The 16,392-nt window shown below is 41.7% G+C and carries 12 protein-coding genes and 1 riboswitch; of the genes, 1 reads left to right on the top strand and 11 read right to left on the bottom strand.

The features are described 5' to 3' along the window. Positions 1-24 precede the first annotated feature (24 nt). The 4 genes from NST74_RS03120 to NST74_RS03105 form a co-directional block, all read right to left on the bottom strand. Entirely contained in the window at positions 25-1,554 is a 1,530-nt protein-coding gene (locus NST74_RS03120; RefSeq protein ID WP_341110345.1) for an ArnT family glycosyltransferase, read from the bottom strand. Positions 1,555-1,770: 216 nt separating this feature from the next. Then, positions 1,771-3,171: an NCS2 family permease gene (locus NST74_RS03115; protein ID WP_042123999.1), complete on the bottom strand. Its 1,401-nt coding sequence runs from the start codon at positions 3,169-3,171 to the stop codon at positions 1,771-1,773. Positions 3,172-3,293: 122 nt separating this feature from the next. Continuing rightward, a riboswitch (purine riboswitch) is annotated at positions 3,294-3,393 on the bottom strand. Between the two features lie 187 nt (positions 3,394-3,580). Beyond that, positions 3,581-4,045, bottom strand: coding sequence for a hypothetical protein (locus NST74_RS03110; protein WP_341110344.1), 465 nt, complete (start codon positions 4,043-4,045; stop codon positions 3,581-3,583). 167 nt (positions 4,046-4,212) lie between these two features. Further along, positions 4,213-4,944: a CPBP family intramembrane glutamic endopeptidase gene (locus NST74_RS03105; protein WP_341110343.1), complete on the bottom strand. Its 732-nt coding sequence runs from the start codon at positions 4,942-4,944 to the stop codon at positions 4,213-4,215. Positions 4,945-5,281: 337 nt separating this feature from the next. On the opposite strand from NST74_RS03105, the gene NST74_RS03100 reads away from it, so the two are divergent. Next, positions 5,282-6,169: a helix-turn-helix domain-containing protein gene (locus NST74_RS03100; protein ID WP_341110342.1), complete on the top strand. Its 888-nt coding sequence runs from the start codon at positions 5,282-5,284 to the stop codon at positions 6,167-6,169. A gap of 152 nt (positions 6,170-6,321) precedes the next feature. On the opposite strand, the gene NST74_RS03095 is transcribed toward NST74_RS03100, so the two are convergent. The 7 genes from NST74_RS03095 to NST74_RS03065 form a co-directional block, all read right to left on the bottom strand. Then, positions 6,322-7,065 carry a GntR family transcriptional regulator gene (locus tag NST74_RS03095; RefSeq protein WP_341110341.1) on the bottom strand — a complete coding sequence of 248 codons (744 nt, stop codon included), beginning with the start codon at positions 7,063-7,065 and terminating at the stop codon, positions 6,322-6,324. 129 nt (positions 7,066-7,194) lie between these two features. Then, positions 7,195-8,373 (bottom strand): phosphopentomutase, encoded by a 1,179-nt coding sequence (gene deoB, locus NST74_RS03090; protein WP_341110340.1) that lies wholly within the window; start codon positions 8,371-8,373, stop codon positions 7,195-7,197. A gap of 14 nt (positions 8,374-8,387) precedes the next feature. Next, on the bottom strand, positions 8,388-9,785 hold the full coding sequence (locus tag NST74_RS03085) for an MFS transporter (protein ID WP_341110338.1): 1,398 nt from the start codon (positions 9,783-9,785) through the stop codon (positions 8,388-8,390). Positions 9,786-9,901: 116 nt separating this feature from the next. Then, the gene (gene deoD, locus NST74_RS03080) at positions 9,902-10,618 is read right to left on the bottom strand and encodes a purine-nucleoside phosphorylase (RefSeq protein WP_341110336.1); all 717 of its coding nucleotides are present in this window, start codon (positions 10,616-10,618) and stop codon (positions 9,902-9,904) included. 241 nt (positions 10,619-10,859) lie between these two features. Further along, positions 10,860-12,398: a glutamine-hydrolyzing GMP synthase gene (guaA, locus tag NST74_RS03075; RefSeq protein ID WP_341110335.1), complete on the bottom strand. Its 1,539-nt coding sequence runs from the start codon at positions 12,396-12,398 to the stop codon at positions 10,860-10,862. A 160-nt stretch (positions 12,399-12,558) separates the two neighbouring features. Beyond that, complete coding sequence (locus NST74_RS03070) at positions 12,559-14,937, bottom strand: transglutaminase family protein (protein ID WP_341110334.1); 2,379 nt, start codon at positions 14,935-14,937, stop codon at positions 12,559-12,561. Next, positions 14,906-16,336: a DUF58 domain-containing protein gene (locus tag NST74_RS03065; RefSeq protein ID WP_341110333.1), complete on the bottom strand. Its 1,431-nt coding sequence runs from the start codon at positions 16,334-16,336 to the stop codon at positions 14,906-14,908. Before NST74_RS03065 ends, NST74_RS03070 begins: the two co-directional genes overlap by 32 nt. Positions 16,337-16,392: the final 56 nt, after the last annotated feature.

Here is a 16,392-nt window from a genome sequence, read left to right as displayed (position 1 = left end):
ATTCTTAGTCCAGACTTTACTGCTCTATAAATCGCCGCCCGTGATCACTACCGTATAATTAGCAAATCTCTTAATCTTGTAGTTCTCACTCAGAGCAGGAATAGTATCACCGTTCCAATAAATATAAGCAGCATTTTCTCCTGGAACTATCATCGGACTCCCCAACACGAACACATATCTTCCAAAAGTATATACTTTCTGAAAGGCTGCTCCCGGATTAGTATACTTGACCGTTGCCAAGAAATCATTCGGATTGATTTTCTCATAAAAAAGTGCATAAATATAGGGCATATTAACCTTATCTGTAACATAAACCTTTCCTTCATTCTCTCCCGACGCATACTGTATGGCCTCGCCGATTGAATTATAGAAGGCAGGTCCGACTCTGTCCGGAAAATCATTAAAGTATACGCTGCAAAATAACACAAAGCACAAGCAGAACCCTGCTATAGAAACAACCCCAAGCCCTTTAATCTTCTGTCTTACCCACATAAATCCTGCAACAAGCAGTAAAATGATTGGGTAAAAAATAACGTTAATACGGTTAATATTCACATTCGTCACGCAAGCCATTAGCACAGAAACTAATAACCAGATCAGAATGATAGCCTGTCCCTGTCCTTCATGTTCGCGCTTGGGTAGTGCTTTTAGCATTACAACAAGACCAATAAGGACAAAAGGAAGCGCAATGGGATACGCATATCCGTAAGGTGAGATCGAATTCCATAGCAGACCATCATTTCCACTAATCATAAGCTTAATAAATTCTCGAAAATGACCTGCTGCGGTATGAAATAAGTCTCCGCTGAATACGGATGATACCTGCTCCATACGTGGTGTAGTCAATCTAGGGATCGTAAACAACGGAGTTTCTATACTCTGCAGCTTCAAGCGATTAATCATCACAAATAGCAATATAGGCAGAGCTATAATTATAAACAATATTCCGTTCCATAGAATCGCCCGAAGTTTCAGGGCTCTTATATAGAATAGAAGAATCGCAGTGGCTAAAGCAAACACCGGAACAAAAAAATACGCCGTTCCATAAGCATAAAGTGAGAGCCCTAATAGAATAGTATAGGCATAGGACCATCTAGGGTTTTTGAGTGTTTTCAATAAAAAATAAACGGAAAACAGGATCAGAGTAGGAAACAAATTGGACTCTAGAGCCCATCTAGACATCATAATATGCCAAGGATTAATCGCGATAAAGAACATCGCTGCATTACCTGCTGCTCTGAAAGTAAATAACTGTTTAGCCACAAGATAGAACACAATCATGCCAAGCAGTCCCATAATTAGACTGACAGCCCTCACAGACATAGGTGTTAACCCAAACAACCAAATAAAAGGCATGGATAAGTACGCGTAGAGCGCATTTTGCCCGCTTCCCCAAGCAATCAAATGGACCGGCAGATGAACACCGTTCCGGTCTATCCCATAATGAAGAATTGAATAAGCGTCATACCCTATTGAAGCCTCATCCTGATTTAAACCTGGAGGTATAGAACCTATGTAAAGAATACGAATTACCGCTCCTAATAAGAATAACAAGAGTGGCCATGGATTTTTTTTAATATATAAATATGCTCCATTTAACCTACTAGCCAACATGCATCACCTCTTCAACAATATAATCTATATCTTAGATGATGAAAAGGCATGAACAATGACTACCCTATTCCGTAAAAAAACAAATAAAGAATAAAAAAAACAGCCCCTTCAATAATGAAGGAGCTCTAGATGAATATCAGAAATGCTATATATATGTTAGCCTTCACTACCTAGGAATACATAACGGAGAATAATTAGGATCGCAAGCACCCACATCATCCAGTGAATATCGTATTTCTTCTTACCTGCTAGGTTAGCAACAGAAGCAAGGATTACATAAGTTACGATACCAAAGGAAATACCGTTAGCAATATTATAAGTGAATGGCATGATAACAAGCGTTAGGAACGCTGGAATCGCAACAACCATATCTTGAAAATCAATTTGACGGATGGATTGTGCCATCAGCACACCTACGACGATCAGTGCTGCAGCTGTAGCAGATCCAGGGATAAGAGCAACTACTGGTGCAAGGAACAATGCAAGCAAGAAACATACACCCGTTGTTACGGCTGTCAGACCTGTACGTCCACCCTCAGCAACACCTGCTGCGCTTTCTACAAATGCAGTAGTAGTAGAAGTACCCAATGCGGCACCACCTGCTACAGCAACTGCATCAACAAACATTGCATTACCTACACGTCTATTACCTTCTTCAGGGTTATCCATAATGCCTGCGCGTTGAGCCGTACCTACAAGCGTACCAAATGTATCAAACAACTCTACAAAGGTGAAAGTTGCGATTGCCGAAACGATACCTGTGTGCAGGATACCATCCCAGTCAAACTGGAAGAAGTTCAATTGTGTGAAATCAGGAACCCAAGGTGTTGCCGGACTGGACAATGCGCTGAAATCAACTACGCCCATCAGCATACCAGCGACAGTTGTCCCCAAGATACCGAACAATATCGCACCTTTAACGTTCAGTACCATCAAGATGGAGATTAGAAGAAGTCCGATAATGACCAATTGGACATTGGAATTCTCTAGGCTACCCATATGAATGATTGTTTCAAAGGAAAGAACGTCGGTGAAAGTGTTAGCAGGAATGTCTTTACCCGCTTCAACACCAATCGTCATCAGTCCACTGTTCTTAAGACCAAGGATCGTGATGAACATCCCGATACCTACTGTAATTGCGTGCTTCAAGCTGTCAGGAATTGCTGTTAGTAAGATCTGCCGTACTCGAGTTACCGTTAGCAAGATAAAGATCAAACCGGAAATAAATACGGCTGTCAGACCCATTTGCCAAGTGAATGGATGCTCGGATGTGGCAGATGATAAAATTACGGAAGCAAAATATGCGTTAAGTCCCATACCCGGTGCCAATGCCACTGGAAAGTTTATGAACACGCCCATTGCGATGGTGAAAATACCTGCTGCCAGCGCCGTCGCTAGAAATACAGAGTACCAGCCCATATCAATACGGCCAAATGCTGTTAAAGTACTCGGATTAACCGACAAGATGTAAGCCATTGCCATGAACGTGGTCAAGCCCGCCATGATTTCTGTACGAACTGTGGTGCCGTTCTCTTTCAACTTGAAAAACCGATTCAAATTGTTCTCCCCCTAAGGTATGTTGTGTCTGACAGCAACAAAAAGCCGGTATCTGATAGACACCGGCTCGAAAAAAAGAGTAGCACCCGTGACCATAGTCCTAAATTCAGGACGATGCGGATTGCTCTGCTCTTCTTAATCGTAGCCAGGTCATTACGGTGACCTCGTAGAAACTTCCAGGCCAATTCCCGGAAATATACGAAAGAATTATGTTGTTGTGCTCTATCATTTTAGGTGGACATCATATAAGTTGTCAATGATAAAAAGCGAACATTTTCGACTTTATTTTTTCCATTGTTCGTAAATCATACATTTCCAAGGTTTTATCCAGTCTCAAATCCCTTCTAGTTGTGCAGCTTATTAACTATCCAATCACATTTTATATGGTTATATTTACCTATAATTCTAGTTACTGATTTTCAGTATGCTTATAACTATGCCAAGAATTAGCTAAATGTCCTATCGCTAAACAAACGACTGCAACACTCAGCCAGATGGATCTCCCCCAAATCGCTGCTAATCCAAATGCACATACAGGGAGAACTGCCATCGGGATCGGAATAGATCCTAAAGGGTCCCATAATATTTTGAACTGCCGCCCCTTAACGAGATATCGAATCCAAAGACCATAATAAACAGCGATCAACATAACAATTAAAGCTGCTATAATGCCGAAGTCTACCTGTTGAAAGTTATCCTTTGAGATCACAAGAATGCTGATACAACCCAATTGCCCTACTCTCTCCAAAATGGTGAAGACTGGGCCAGCATCTCGCACACCAGCTGGAACATTTTCAGGCGGAAACTTAATCATTAGAAAACTAGGGGCAAGTATGATTAATGCGATTAGTGTGCCGAGAAATGAGAATCCCATGCGAATTTCTCCCTACGATATATTTTTTTCCATTTTATCACATTCATCTAGAACAGCTATATAGTGTCGATCACATGATTTTAAATAAAAAAACCTACATCCCCTTATGTTATAAGGAGTTGCAGGTGATTTATCAGGTTTATCTTAAGTGATTTTGTTAGTCCTAATTAATGATGCATTGAGCTAATAAATGCTAAACCAAAAAGTGTCCAGTCATTCATTACATGCACTATAAACGATGTCCAAATGTTTTTAGTCTTAAGGTACGGATATAACAAAACGGTCCGAGCAATACCGATACCTATAACAGCTTGAACAATGTTCCAATTATACGTTGGCAAATGATATGCCCCAAATAAAACAGCCGATACTAACACAGCTAAAATTATTGCAGGCTTTCTGCCCAATTTCAGGACCTTCACACCAAACGCCAGAACAACCAAGAAGGGAAGTATGGTGATTAATTCTTCACCAAACAGCATCGGAACCATCTTTAAGAACGTCGGAAGTGCATCCGCAAAACTACCATTGAAGCTTTCGCCCACAGGATTTGCGCTTACATCGAATAATTTAGAAATAATGAAACCAACACCAAATGTCACAATAAGATTCACAATGTACGTTCCAACAATTAAAAGAATATCTTTAGCTACTAATTTTCTGAATAAAGAGGTCCATTGACTACGTGCAACAAAGATAACTGCTGCTAATGGGAAAATCACATTCATAAAGGGTTGTACAGGGCCCCCAAATCCAATAAGAAATAAAGCGAAGCCAACCGCAACAGCAATAAGAAAAATAAGACTGTTCTTCAAATTCAGACTGGGAGATTGCAATTCACTGTAAAATGGGAAATCATCATTTTTACGCTCAAATCTAAAAAAATCACTTTTACTCATAATAAATCAGATCCTTCCTAATCAATAATAGACTCTGCTCTCTACATCATGGAGATCATACTGTCTAAGTTGTTACAGGTTTTGAAAATTAATTTGATGTACTTACATCATAGTTTCATTTCTGCCCAATTAAGAAAAAGGTCTTATAAATAGGACCTTTTTTTCAATAAAACACCAATTTATTCACATCATAAAAGGCGATCCAATATAAATTATGATTTTTTCGTAAACAAATTGGATTCTCTCTGAATTATAATGAAAACCTACAATTTCAAGTCCTCACATCATAGCTTTTTCATAGTCACATAGGTGAAATAGGTCTTTTATATAAAGGTAGGTGAACGATTTGAAAACATACGGTGAGGTTATTAGAAACATACGGACAAACAAGGGATTAAGTCAAAAGAAGCTTTATTCTGGTATTATCTCGAAGTCGTATGCAATTGAATTTGAAAAAGGGAATCACGATATCTCATTAAGATTGATAGACCAGATTTTAGATAGACTTATGATGGACATTGACGAGTTTTTCTATATTTACCGAGGTTATAAAGCATCTGAGCATGACGAATTCATCAACAACTACTCCGAAGCTGGAAATAATAATGATCTTGAGGGATTAATTAAACTATATCATGAGCTGTATCAGAAAAAGGATGAGTCCTCTAAAATTCATCTGGCAGAAGTCAGGTCCCGTATACGATTATTGAAGCAATTCCAATCAACATTTGAGTATGAGAAGAAGGTTATTTTGATAGAAGATATAGAGACGATCACCACATATCTCAACAATCTCCAATCGTGGACCCTCCAAGAAATGCAATTGTTCACAAATACTTTAGATTACATAGTATACGATGAGAAAGATGTACTCTTTAAAACGCTTATCAAGTCAATTAAAAAATATGAGAACTATGATCGAGGACGTGATGTCATATGTGTAATGCTTACAAATATGATTCGCGAATTAATAATGAATAATGAAATAAGCTACGCAGAGATCTTAAACGAAGACTTAAAAAATATTAGCAGTCAATATCAATCGATATTCTTTAAGATTGAATGTAAGTATTATAGCGGCCTAATTAAAATTAAAAGGAATGACAAAGAAGAAGGAACAAAACTTGCTCAATCATCCATCGATGTACTACATCAATTCGACCAACCACATCAAGCAAAATTTATGGAATCTATATTATCTCAGGTCTTACAATCAACAACCTGAATTTTGAGCACTTTTAAAAATCCCTAACCTTTTCTAGTCCATGAAAAATAGAATTAATTGCGCAACCATTAGTTCGTTGATATTTGGTTTTTGCGGCCTAGTTACGTAAAAAGTCGAAATCCTAAACTACAGGATTTCGACTTTTTTCTTGATTAGCCCTTAGTAATATTAAGTTTAATATTCGAGAACTGCTGCGGAATGTAAAATTTATTATACATTAACGGATAATCTGGTTCTGTTTTGTCGTAAAGGGTTTCTAGTAGTAAAAAGCACTCGTTCTGACCTATTAATTTTTCCTTCGAATCCGCCAAATTAACGGTATGCGTAAATTTTATTTCAATGTTTCCATGGTTAGCATCTACATAGGCCTGGTTCTCTAAAAAGTTCAGCATTTTCTCTTTATTATCAAGATCCAAGGATAAACTCTCTACCGTTTCCATAGGTATAAAAGTAAATGCATAAGCCAGTAATTCGCCTTCCGTTCTATACAAACGCTCTAAAGCTACAACGGTAGATGAATCTCTTCTTAATACATGTTTGGTATGTTCCGTTTGCGGGTCTATCCGATAATGCAAATCGATTTGGTCAAAAATACTTATATGGCATTTATGCATAGGGTTGCTTAGTCTCTCTAATTGAATATCCTCTTGTTTATAAGAGGATTCAAGTACAAAGTTTCCCTTACCGCGCACATTTCTTACTAATCCATCATCTTGTAAAAGAACTAAAGCTTGTCGTAAAGTCGCACGACTAACCCCTAGTTTTCTTGCTAAATCAGGCTCTGAAGGAAGCTGGCTGCCTGCGAGGTATTCTCCTTTCGTAATTTGAAGAAGAAGCTCATCATATACATTGATATAAAGCGGCCGTTTCAACTTATCTAGTTTGTGTGTATTCATTCATCAGGTGTCCTTTTCTCCTCATTATGACACATCATTTTTCAGGCGACAAGGAATGCCCTCTTCTACTTCATTAACAACGTATAAACCTCCAAAAAGAGATTCTTGGAGGTTTATCTGTGATATCAATTAGTTAAGAAATTGCAAGAAAGACTCACCGTGGTCTGGCATATGAACATCAAAATTATCTGCTATCGTCGCACCAATATCAGCAAATGTATCATGCTCAGGCAGCGCACCGCTGTCGCTTAACTCCTTGCAATAGACTAGCACAGGAATAAATTCACGCGTATGGTCTGTTCCAGGGAAGGTTGGATCATTCCCATGATCAGCCGTAATAATTAGCAAATCATCTTCACGGATGGAATCTAGTACTTCATCTAGTCGCTTATCGAATTCCTCTAATGCTCTTCCATACCCTTCTGGGTCACGACGATGACCGTATAAAGCATCGAAATCAACTAAATTTAAGAAGCTCATTCCAGTAAAATCTTTCTTAATGACATCAAGCAGTTTATCCATACCATCCATATTATCTTTCGTACGAATGGATTCTGTAACTCCCTCACCATCAAAAATATCATTGATTTTACCAATAGCGATGACATCATAGCCTCCGTCTTGCAAGCTATTCATGACGGTTTTCTGAAATGGTTTTAAGGCGTAGTCATGACGATTGGAGGTTCTCGTAAAGTTCCCAGGCTCACCTACATAAGGTCTCGCGATAATACGACCAATTAAATAGGCAGGATCTTTCGTGATTTCCCGAACCTTTTCACAGATATCATATAACTCTTCTAATGGGATGATTTCTTCATGAGCAGCAATTTGTAAAACCGGGTCAGCAGAGGTATAGACAATCAGATCCCCTGTTTTCATTTGATGCTCACCATATTCATCAAGAATAGCCGTTCCACTTGCAGGCTTATTCGCTACTACTTTTCGGCCAGTTATGTCCTCGATCTGTTTAATCAGTTCATCAGGGAATCCATTTGGATACACATTAAAGGGTTGATCAATATTTAAACCCATGATCTCCCAATGCCCTGTCATTGTATCTTTCCCGACAGACTTTTCTTGTAATTTAGTATAATAAGCAAGTGGTTTCTCTGCTTTCGGAACACCCAGGATTTCTTCAATATTGGACAGTCCCAATTTGGCTAGGTTAGGTAGATTTAATCCATTCATATGTTCTGCAATGTGTAATAGAGTATGGGAACCAGCATCGTTAAATTGATCCGCATCTTTTCCTTCTCCAATACCTACTGAATCCATGACGATCAAATGTACACGTTTAAATTTCTTCATTCTACTCTCATCCCTTATCTAGTAATTTGAGTATGCCCCTTTGATTTCCGACCCAATAAAATCCCAAATAAAATGATTGCTACTCCTGCAATGGCTGCAAGAATGACGACGATACTACTATAATTCAATGCTGTTGGTTCTTCTGTTACAAAACGTAAAAATCCGAATTGCAAATCCTTCTTGTCGATTAATAAGGCTGAATAAGTGAATCCCACGGACATCGCGATATTGATACACAGATTATAAAACCCTAGTGCAGTGCCCGACTTTTCAGTGGGCACATCTCTAAGACTAATATCGATAAGTGGTGCATATAGAAGTGCAAAGCTGCAAGAAAATATAATAAGAGATACAACAAATACAGCAATGGACAATTCGATAAAGAAGACACCTAGTAGTAAGCTGACAATAATCAAACTAATGGCTAAGTAAACACATTGCTTAGAATTCAACGATTTCCCTATTTTACCTGATAAAGCCCCGACACACGCCGCTAGTAAACATGCTGGTATGAACAGTAAGGAAACCGTATCCAAATGGATATCATAGACAGAGGTTAACAAGAACGACAATGTGTTCAGTGCATAGGCAGCGTATAGAGAGTTAAGAATAAAGGCTACCATTAACGCAAATAGGAATTGTTTGTTTTTAAAGAAATCAATCGTAATAAAAGCATTCTTATTTTTACTGATGTAGAGTAAGAATACAATGACCGATACCACGAAGAGTATAAAGAGTATCCAATTGAAAGAAGACATATACAGCATGATTGAAGTGGCTATCACTGCGATGATGATGAGCCCTAGAAAATCTACGTTATTTTTCTTGGTTTCTTCTTTGGGCAAATATTTAAGAATAAACGGTAACAGCAACAGACTTAGTAGAGGAATCAGAAATAAGTTCTGCCAGGCTAGATAAGTAGCAACAAACCCTCCCGTCAATGTTCCAATAACTGTTGCGATTTGAAAGCTACTTGTACTAAATCCCATGTACTTTTTCTGCTCTGCTTCGGTTGCATACTTAGTAATGAATACTAAATACAGAGTTTCCGTTGCCCCTAAACCGGCAGCTTGGATAATTCTCGAAAAAACGATTAACCAATAATTCGTATGTGTAATATAACCAAGCAAAGATCCTACACAGATTAATAAAATACCCACCGTTAATAGATTACGTATACTGATTGAGTCTGATAAAGATGAATAAACAACTGCACCAATTCCAATTACTAAGCCCGCTAGCGTTACTTGCCAGCTTACCGTACTTGCTGAAACCCCAAAATATTCTACCAAATCTGGAGAGATGATCTTAAAAGAGTTATCGATTACAATTGAAAAAATCATTAAAAGCAATATAACCGGAACAACTTTACTTAAATTAACGATCGGTTTATTTCCCACTGAATGATTCATAATATACCTCCAATATCTCATGCTGTAAAAACAAAGGTTGAATGATATCGTTTACATTAGTTGCAATCTGCGTAGCTATGGAAAGCTTCCTTCACTTTCACATAGAAGGAGGTCATTTACGCTAATTCTAATGCGATCTCCATCATTTTAGTAAAGGCAGTTTGACGTTCCTCCGGAGTGGTCTTTGCTCCCGTAATAAGATGATCACTCACTGTTAGAATGCATAGCGCATTTACACGTGCTTGGATAGCGTTCCAATAGAGGGCTACAGATTCCATTTCAACGCCCAAAATCCCTACATCTTGCCACTTTTTATTAGCTGTCTGATCCGCATTATAAAATATTTCACTGGATAAAATATTACCAATATGAACTTTTTGGCCTTTATCATCTGCAATTTTCTTAGCTTTCTCCAAAAGTTCAAAAGAAGCCGTTAGCGGATATTGTCCAGGTAAATTAAATTGATGGCCGTAATTGGAGTCCGTTGCAGCTCCCATACCGAAAATAACATCGTATAGCTCAATGTTTTCTTGCATTGCACCACAGGTACCGATTCTGATTAAATTCTTAACTCCAAATACATTAATTAATTCCCAAGAATAAATCCCCATGCTCGCTGGACCCATCCCCGTACCCATTACAGAGATCTTCTTACCTTTGTAAGTACCGGTATAGCCTAACATTCCTCTTACTTCGTTAAAGCACTGGTAATCTTCTAAAAAGGTTTCTGCAATAAACTTACCTCTTAAAGGGTCTCCAGGTAACAGAATCGATTCAGCAATCTCTACTCCGTTCGGTTTAATATGAGGTGTCTCTTTGGTAGTAGTCATCATTATCATTTGCTCCTTTAGTAGAAAAATATACGTTTTTTGTCTTGTCTATTTTTTAGACAAGTTCAATTTATCATAACTTTTTGACTGATGCAAGCCCTTTCAATAAAACGTATTCATTACAGATTTGTGAAAAATGGTGCCGCCAGAACAAACTTTTACTTGATAAACAAAAAAACTCTCCTTTATTTGCTAAATAACGCAAATAAAAGAGAGCTTTCTGAAATCTATGGTTAAACCGGTCCTATTCCCACTCGATTGTTGCAGGTGGTTTCGAAGTAATATCATACACTACGCGGTTTACGTTCTCCACTTCGTTGACGATACGTACGGAGATTTTCTCAAGAATATCCCAAGGAATACGTGCCCAGTCAGCAGTCATACCATCGATGGAAGTTACTGCACGCACGCCTACTGTGTAGGAATAAGTACGAGCATCTCCCATAACACCAACGCTCTTCATATTAGGCAGGGCAGTGAAGTATTGCCAAATTTCACGGTCTAATCCCGCTTTAGCAATTTCCTCTTGCAGAATGTAGTCAGAGTCGCGAACGATAGTAAGCTTGTCCTCTGTTACTTCACCCAAGACACGGATTGCAAGACCTGGACCAGGGAAAGGTTGGCGCCAAACGATAGCACGTGGCATTCCCAGTTCTTCACCTAGTTTACGAACCTCATCCTTAAACAAGGTATTTAGTGGCTCGATCAAGCTGAATTTCATGTCTTCCGGCAAACCGCCCACATTGTGGTGGGATTTAATCGTTTGTGCCGTAGCTGTTCCGCTCTCAACGATATCTGTATACAGTGTACCTTGTGCAAGGAATGCGAAATCTCCGAGCTTAGCAGACTCTTCGTCGAAGCAGTAGATAAACTCATTACCGATGATTTTACGTTTTTGTTCAGGATCTTCAACACCTGCAAGCTTGCTCATGAAGCGTTCGCGTGCATCGATTTTCACGACATGAATATCGAATTTGCCTACGAAGGTCTCCATAACGCTTTCGGCTTCACCTTTACGCAAAAGACCGTGATCAATAAACATACAAGTCAATTGGTCACCGATAGCACGGTGAATAAGCATTGCAACTACGGAAGAATCTACGCCACCGCTAAGTGCGCAGAGTACTTTCTTGTCTCCAACTTGGTTACGGATATCTTGGATGGCTTCGTCAATAAACGATTCCATTGTCCATTTGCCGTCGCAACCGCAAATTTGATACAAGAAGTTCGAAATCATCTCATTACCATGAACTGAGTGGCGAACTTCTGGATGGAATTGAACGGCGAACAATTTACGTTCATCATTACTCATTGCCGCGATTGGAGCACTTTCAGTTCCTGCATCCAGCTTGAATCCTGTTGGAAGTTCAACCACATGGTCACCATGGCTCATCCACACCGTTTGGCGGCTCTCTAGCCCAGCCACTAATGCAGTACCTTCTTCAAAGTCAATGTCAGCTTTACCATATTCACGTTTAGCGGAGCGTTCCACTTTACCGTCAAGCTGGTGAGCCATTAGTTGCATACCATAGCAAATACCGAAAATTGGTACTCCTAAATCATAGATTGCCGGGTCCACATGTGGAGCATCTTCAGCATATACACTGCTAGGACCGCCAGAGAAGACAATCCCTTTAGGTTCAAGTGCTTTGATCTTGTCTACTGGCGTATTGTACGGCAAAAGTTCGCTGTATACTCCTAGATCCCGAATTCTGCGCGCGATAAGTTGGTTGTATTGTCCCCCGAAATCGAGAACGACGATAATTTCATTTGGCTTATTCATTACGAGCCTCCCTTGATTATTGGATTCATTATACTCATGGTTAATTCTCATCGTCAAGGAAAGGAGAACACACTTCTCATAATAGGAGCAAGCTAAACTTCATGAAAAACATTCCTTTCCATGGAAGGAATTGTATAGCAGCGCCAACTGTTTTTAACGATTAAGTTAACCGAAAGGTGATGATCAGGCATTCGCGTATAAATGCGGATGCATCAGGAGTAGTACACCTGCTGTTCTCTGCGGAAGATGCTGGAGCCGCAGAAGTTACAGAGACTGCAGGCGTTGGAGACATTGCAGAGATTGTAGAGATTTCGTTCGCGGGATAGGCCGCGACGAACGCTGAAGGCGCGGGCGCGTAAGCCAGGGTCTCCCACTGGCGTACGAACTGCCGGACGGCTTCGCTTAGTCCGGCATCGTAAATCTGCAGGGAGTCCACATACTCCCTGCCAGTAACACCGGGCGGCGGTGGTCCAAACCGCTCCGCCAGCCCGTGCCAAGCTAGAGAGGCAGCACGCATCTGCCTCTCGCGGCTCATGCTGCTGGCGCTGCGCGCGGCCAGCAGCAGAGCCAGGCTACGCCGCCAGCGCCAAGCGGCGGCGACGGGAAGCAGCGCCGCAGCAGCGAGCGGCGCTGGAGAGTTCCCGCCCGCCAGCGGCAGGGCGGGCAGGCCCGTGCTTCGCGCAGCTTGCGGCGCGAGCGCGGCTGCCGCAGGCCGCGCCGGCGCGGCGAAGCCGACGGCAAGCGCGGGGCCAGGCGTTGGGTCGAACGGGACCCAACCGGCGCCGGCGAAATAGACCTCCACCCAAGCATGGGCATCGCCCTGGGTGACCAAATACTTCGCCGGCATGGTGTCGTCCTGCAAGGTACCTGGTCCATAGCCTTGGACATAACGAGCAGGAATTCCAGCACTGCGCAGCAAAACGGTCATTGTTGTTGCAAAATGTACACAGTAGCCTTGTTTCGTCTCAAATAAAAAGTGATCCACAAAATCAGATCCGGATGGTGGAACCGTTGTGTTCAACGTATAGGAATAGCCATGTTGTAAGTAATCCTTAATTGCTGTTACGGAGTCATAGCGGTTACCTGATGAAGCTGTAAGCTTCTCCGCCAGATCTCTAACGCGTACGGGTAACAAATCTGGCAATTGCAAATACTTGCCCTTGATTTCCTGTGGATCGTCACTGCTTAAACTACGAAGCAGCACTGGATCACTCTCAGGAAGTAAGGAATCCACTGTATATTCTGTGATTCGTGCAGAGCCTATCGAATCAGGCAGACGAAAACTATCTCTGTCCATATTAGACAGAATGTATCCCAGCTTACTTCCTCCCAAGAGTCCAACCGACTCAACATCTGTTATTATCCCCGCATTGAATAAAGGAATTCCTCCTGAAGAAGGGGTGGCAAATTGTATCCGCTGTTGAAGTGTTCGTTTCCTCTTTTCGATGCTTAGCTCCGAAGAATGCTTCTTTGAAATACCGGACAGATTAAGCGGCATAAACTCTTCGCCTCCCCTAATCCATCGGCGTCCATCATAGTAAGCAATACTTTCACCTCTCCAGTAAGTACGCTCGCTAGTAATAGCCGTAAAGACAGGTTCAGTACTGCGGGATAACGGGGCCCCGAGTTCACCGTCATTCGTACTATACCCTGTGGTTCCTGAAGAATTAGACGCCTTATCCTCTGGCAAATGCCCTGAAGCCCAATTCTGCAGCTTCTGAAATGTAGATTGCAACGTAAGCTCGCTGGTTGGTCTTGCCCCCAATAATTGCCCACCGAACCATGCTGTTGTCATCACGAGGATTGCTGCCGCCAAAGTCAGTGCTCCCCAACGTGCATAAGGCAATGAAGTTGGCCCCTCACGCTCTCGAAGACGCAGCAAACCACTCATCGCATGCATCCAAAAAATTAGACCCATCGAGATCACAATATCCATCGTGGTATTCACATCAAAGCCGATATCCAAGACCAGCAAGTAAATAATTGTAACCGCTGTGAATAGCGCCGTACTCCCTCGGAAGAGTGCAAGCTGCTGTACTGAGGATACCAAAAGCCCCCAACCTACAATCAATATTAAAAGCCTGCTAATTTCACTTAGCTGAGAGACATGTCCAGAGAGAAGCAGCATGAGATCATTCGGAATTTCTTCCGCATAAATCCCTAGCCATCCTATGCCTTCGCCTCCACTGCATAAGTAAAGCCACGCTGAAGCAATGATAAGAAATTGGATGCTAAGCAGTAGCCACCCAGGAATCTGAAGTATTCCCCATAGCAGCAGCACTGCCGCTAATACCATTAGAACTTGCAGCATCTTCGAGGTATCTTCTAATAAAGCAGACCTATATAAAGGGAGTAACCATTCAATAAATAGCCCCATAATGGCCAAAGAGAACAGCAAACGATAGTACAGAGGTACCTTTCTCTGCTTACCGGCATAACTGTTCTCCATTTGCCCCACATTGAAATGAAAGCTATTTATAGACAGTTCCGTATCACCTGGCATTCCGTTACCGTAGCGTTGGTTTTCCGGATGATTCATGGAACTCTACCTCCCTGAACCTGAATGCTGGCAAAGCATCATCCAGACAAAACATTCGCGCTCCGAGACGAGCCAAACTATCCCCGACAGTCCCCCTTACAGACTGTCTAATCTCCACTCCTTTCGCTTCTCCATTCATCGGTGCCGACTGGTCCCAGGCATAATAAAGTTCAACCTTCACACCCTGCATCAAGAACTTGGCAATGACCTTGGCCGATTCTTCTTCTAATCGTCCTGTAATGATGGCTACACTCATCCCCGGAATCCAACCTTTGGAAGCATCCTCTAATAACTTCGATAGGTTTCTAGTTCCATCTGAAGTAATTTCAGTCAGAACATCCAGCACTCTCCCTGGGATTTTACCCAGTCCCTCATGCCTAGCCATACCTTCCGGCCAACCGCCGCTGAACAACTGAACATAAGCGCCTGAACGCTCAGCGGAGAGCATCAGCCCCATCACTGTAGACACCGCTTTCTCAAATGCCGGAGGCGATTCATCTCGGCTTCCACGGGGTTTAAGAGCCTCTGTAGGAACCTCATAGCTAAGCGGATCATTGGCCAACACGATACAGGTCATTTTCGCCTTTTCCCGCTCCGGAACTTTGCTCTGCAGCGCTCCCAATCGTGCGCTATTCTTCCAATGAATTCGGCTAAGCGGATCTCCGGGCTCATAATCTCTTGATTCCAAAGCCTCATCACTGATGCTTCTTCCACGTCTGGAATACATGGTATCTCCTGTCATAAAACCGCTATCCGGCACAGTTCCACCAAAGGATAAAGGGGCTGGCAGCACCTTAAAGCTCTGTCCTCCACCCGGTTCAGATCTCCCCGTGAACCAACCTGGGAAGTCCCCCCAAGTTACTCTACAGCCCAGCAAATGATGATTACCGCGGGATATATTTTCAATGGTGTATGTGTATACAAAAGAACGTTTGAATCCAGGAAATAGCAGCTTTTGATGATGGCTGTCGCCCCAATAATCAGCTATAGTCATCCAAGGAAGAGGCAAACGAGAAGAAAAACTCAGCTCCACTTTCACTTGAAGTGTATTTCCGGCCATCGGCCTTGCAGGAGCAATCGTACGAATTATCTTTATAGCCCGCGGACCGGAGAGCTGAAGCATAAGTCCACCCAGCATAATAACTCCAATAACAATCAGGAGAAACAGCAAGGACGATCCTCCGCGCCAAGCATATAAAGCACCTATAATTCCAGCCACAGTCAGCATCCTTAACCATTCAACCAAAGCACTACGGCTACGGGGATAAGAGAAGCTTTTGACACTTCCGGCATCTTTCTTCTGTTGATCAATTAATGATGAAGAGGACAATGGAACACCCATCCTTTGGTCATAGACTTGTTCCCAGATCAGGAACTTATTACTATCTATTCTTCCCATGAAAAAGGGTGCCCAGACATTGGTTTTTTCTTTTTACTAGACAGCCTCCACGCTTC

Source organism: Paenibacillus sp. FSL F4-0125, from assembly GCF_038008565.1.
Taxonomy (GTDB): domain Bacteria; phylum Bacillota; class Bacilli; order Paenibacillales; family Paenibacillaceae; genus Paenibacillus_AQ.
Note: the sequence above shows the minus strand (reverse complement) of the source record. Positions and strands in the feature narration are given on the sequence as shown.

Coding starts and splice junctions, on each gene's coding strand:
- NST74_RS03110 (WP_341110344.1), bottom strand. CDS start 4,045: ATGGGATTCTCATTTCTCGGCACACTAATCGCATTAATCATACTTGCC.
- NST74_RS03105 (WP_341110343.1), bottom strand. CDS start 4,944: ATGAGTAAAAGTGATTTTTTTAGATTTGAGCGTAAAAATGATGATTTC.
- NST74_RS03095 (WP_341110341.1), bottom strand. CDS start 7,065: ATGAATACACACAAACTAGATAAGTTGAAACGGCCGCTTTATATCAAT.
- deoB (WP_341110340.1), bottom strand. CDS start 8,373: ATGAAGAAATTTAAACGTGTACATTTGATCGTCATGGATTCAGTAGGT.
- NST74_RS03085 (WP_341110338.1), bottom strand. CDS start 9,785: ATGAATCATTCAGTGGGAAATAAACCGATCGTTAATTTAAGTAAAGTT.
- deoD (WP_341110336.1), bottom strand. CDS start 10,618: ATGATGACTACTACCAAAGAGACACCTCATATTAAACCGAACGGAGTA.
- guaA (WP_341110335.1), bottom strand. CDS start 12,398: ATGAATAAGCCAAATGAAATTATCGTCGTTCTCGATTTCGGGGGACAA.
- NST74_RS03070 (WP_341110334.1), bottom strand. CDS start 14,937: ATGAATCATCCGGAAAACCAACGCTACGGTAACGGAATGCCAGGTGAT.
- NST74_RS03065 (WP_341110333.1), bottom strand. CDS start 16,336: ATGGGAAGAATAGATAGTAATAAGTTCCTGATCTGGGAACAAGTCTAT.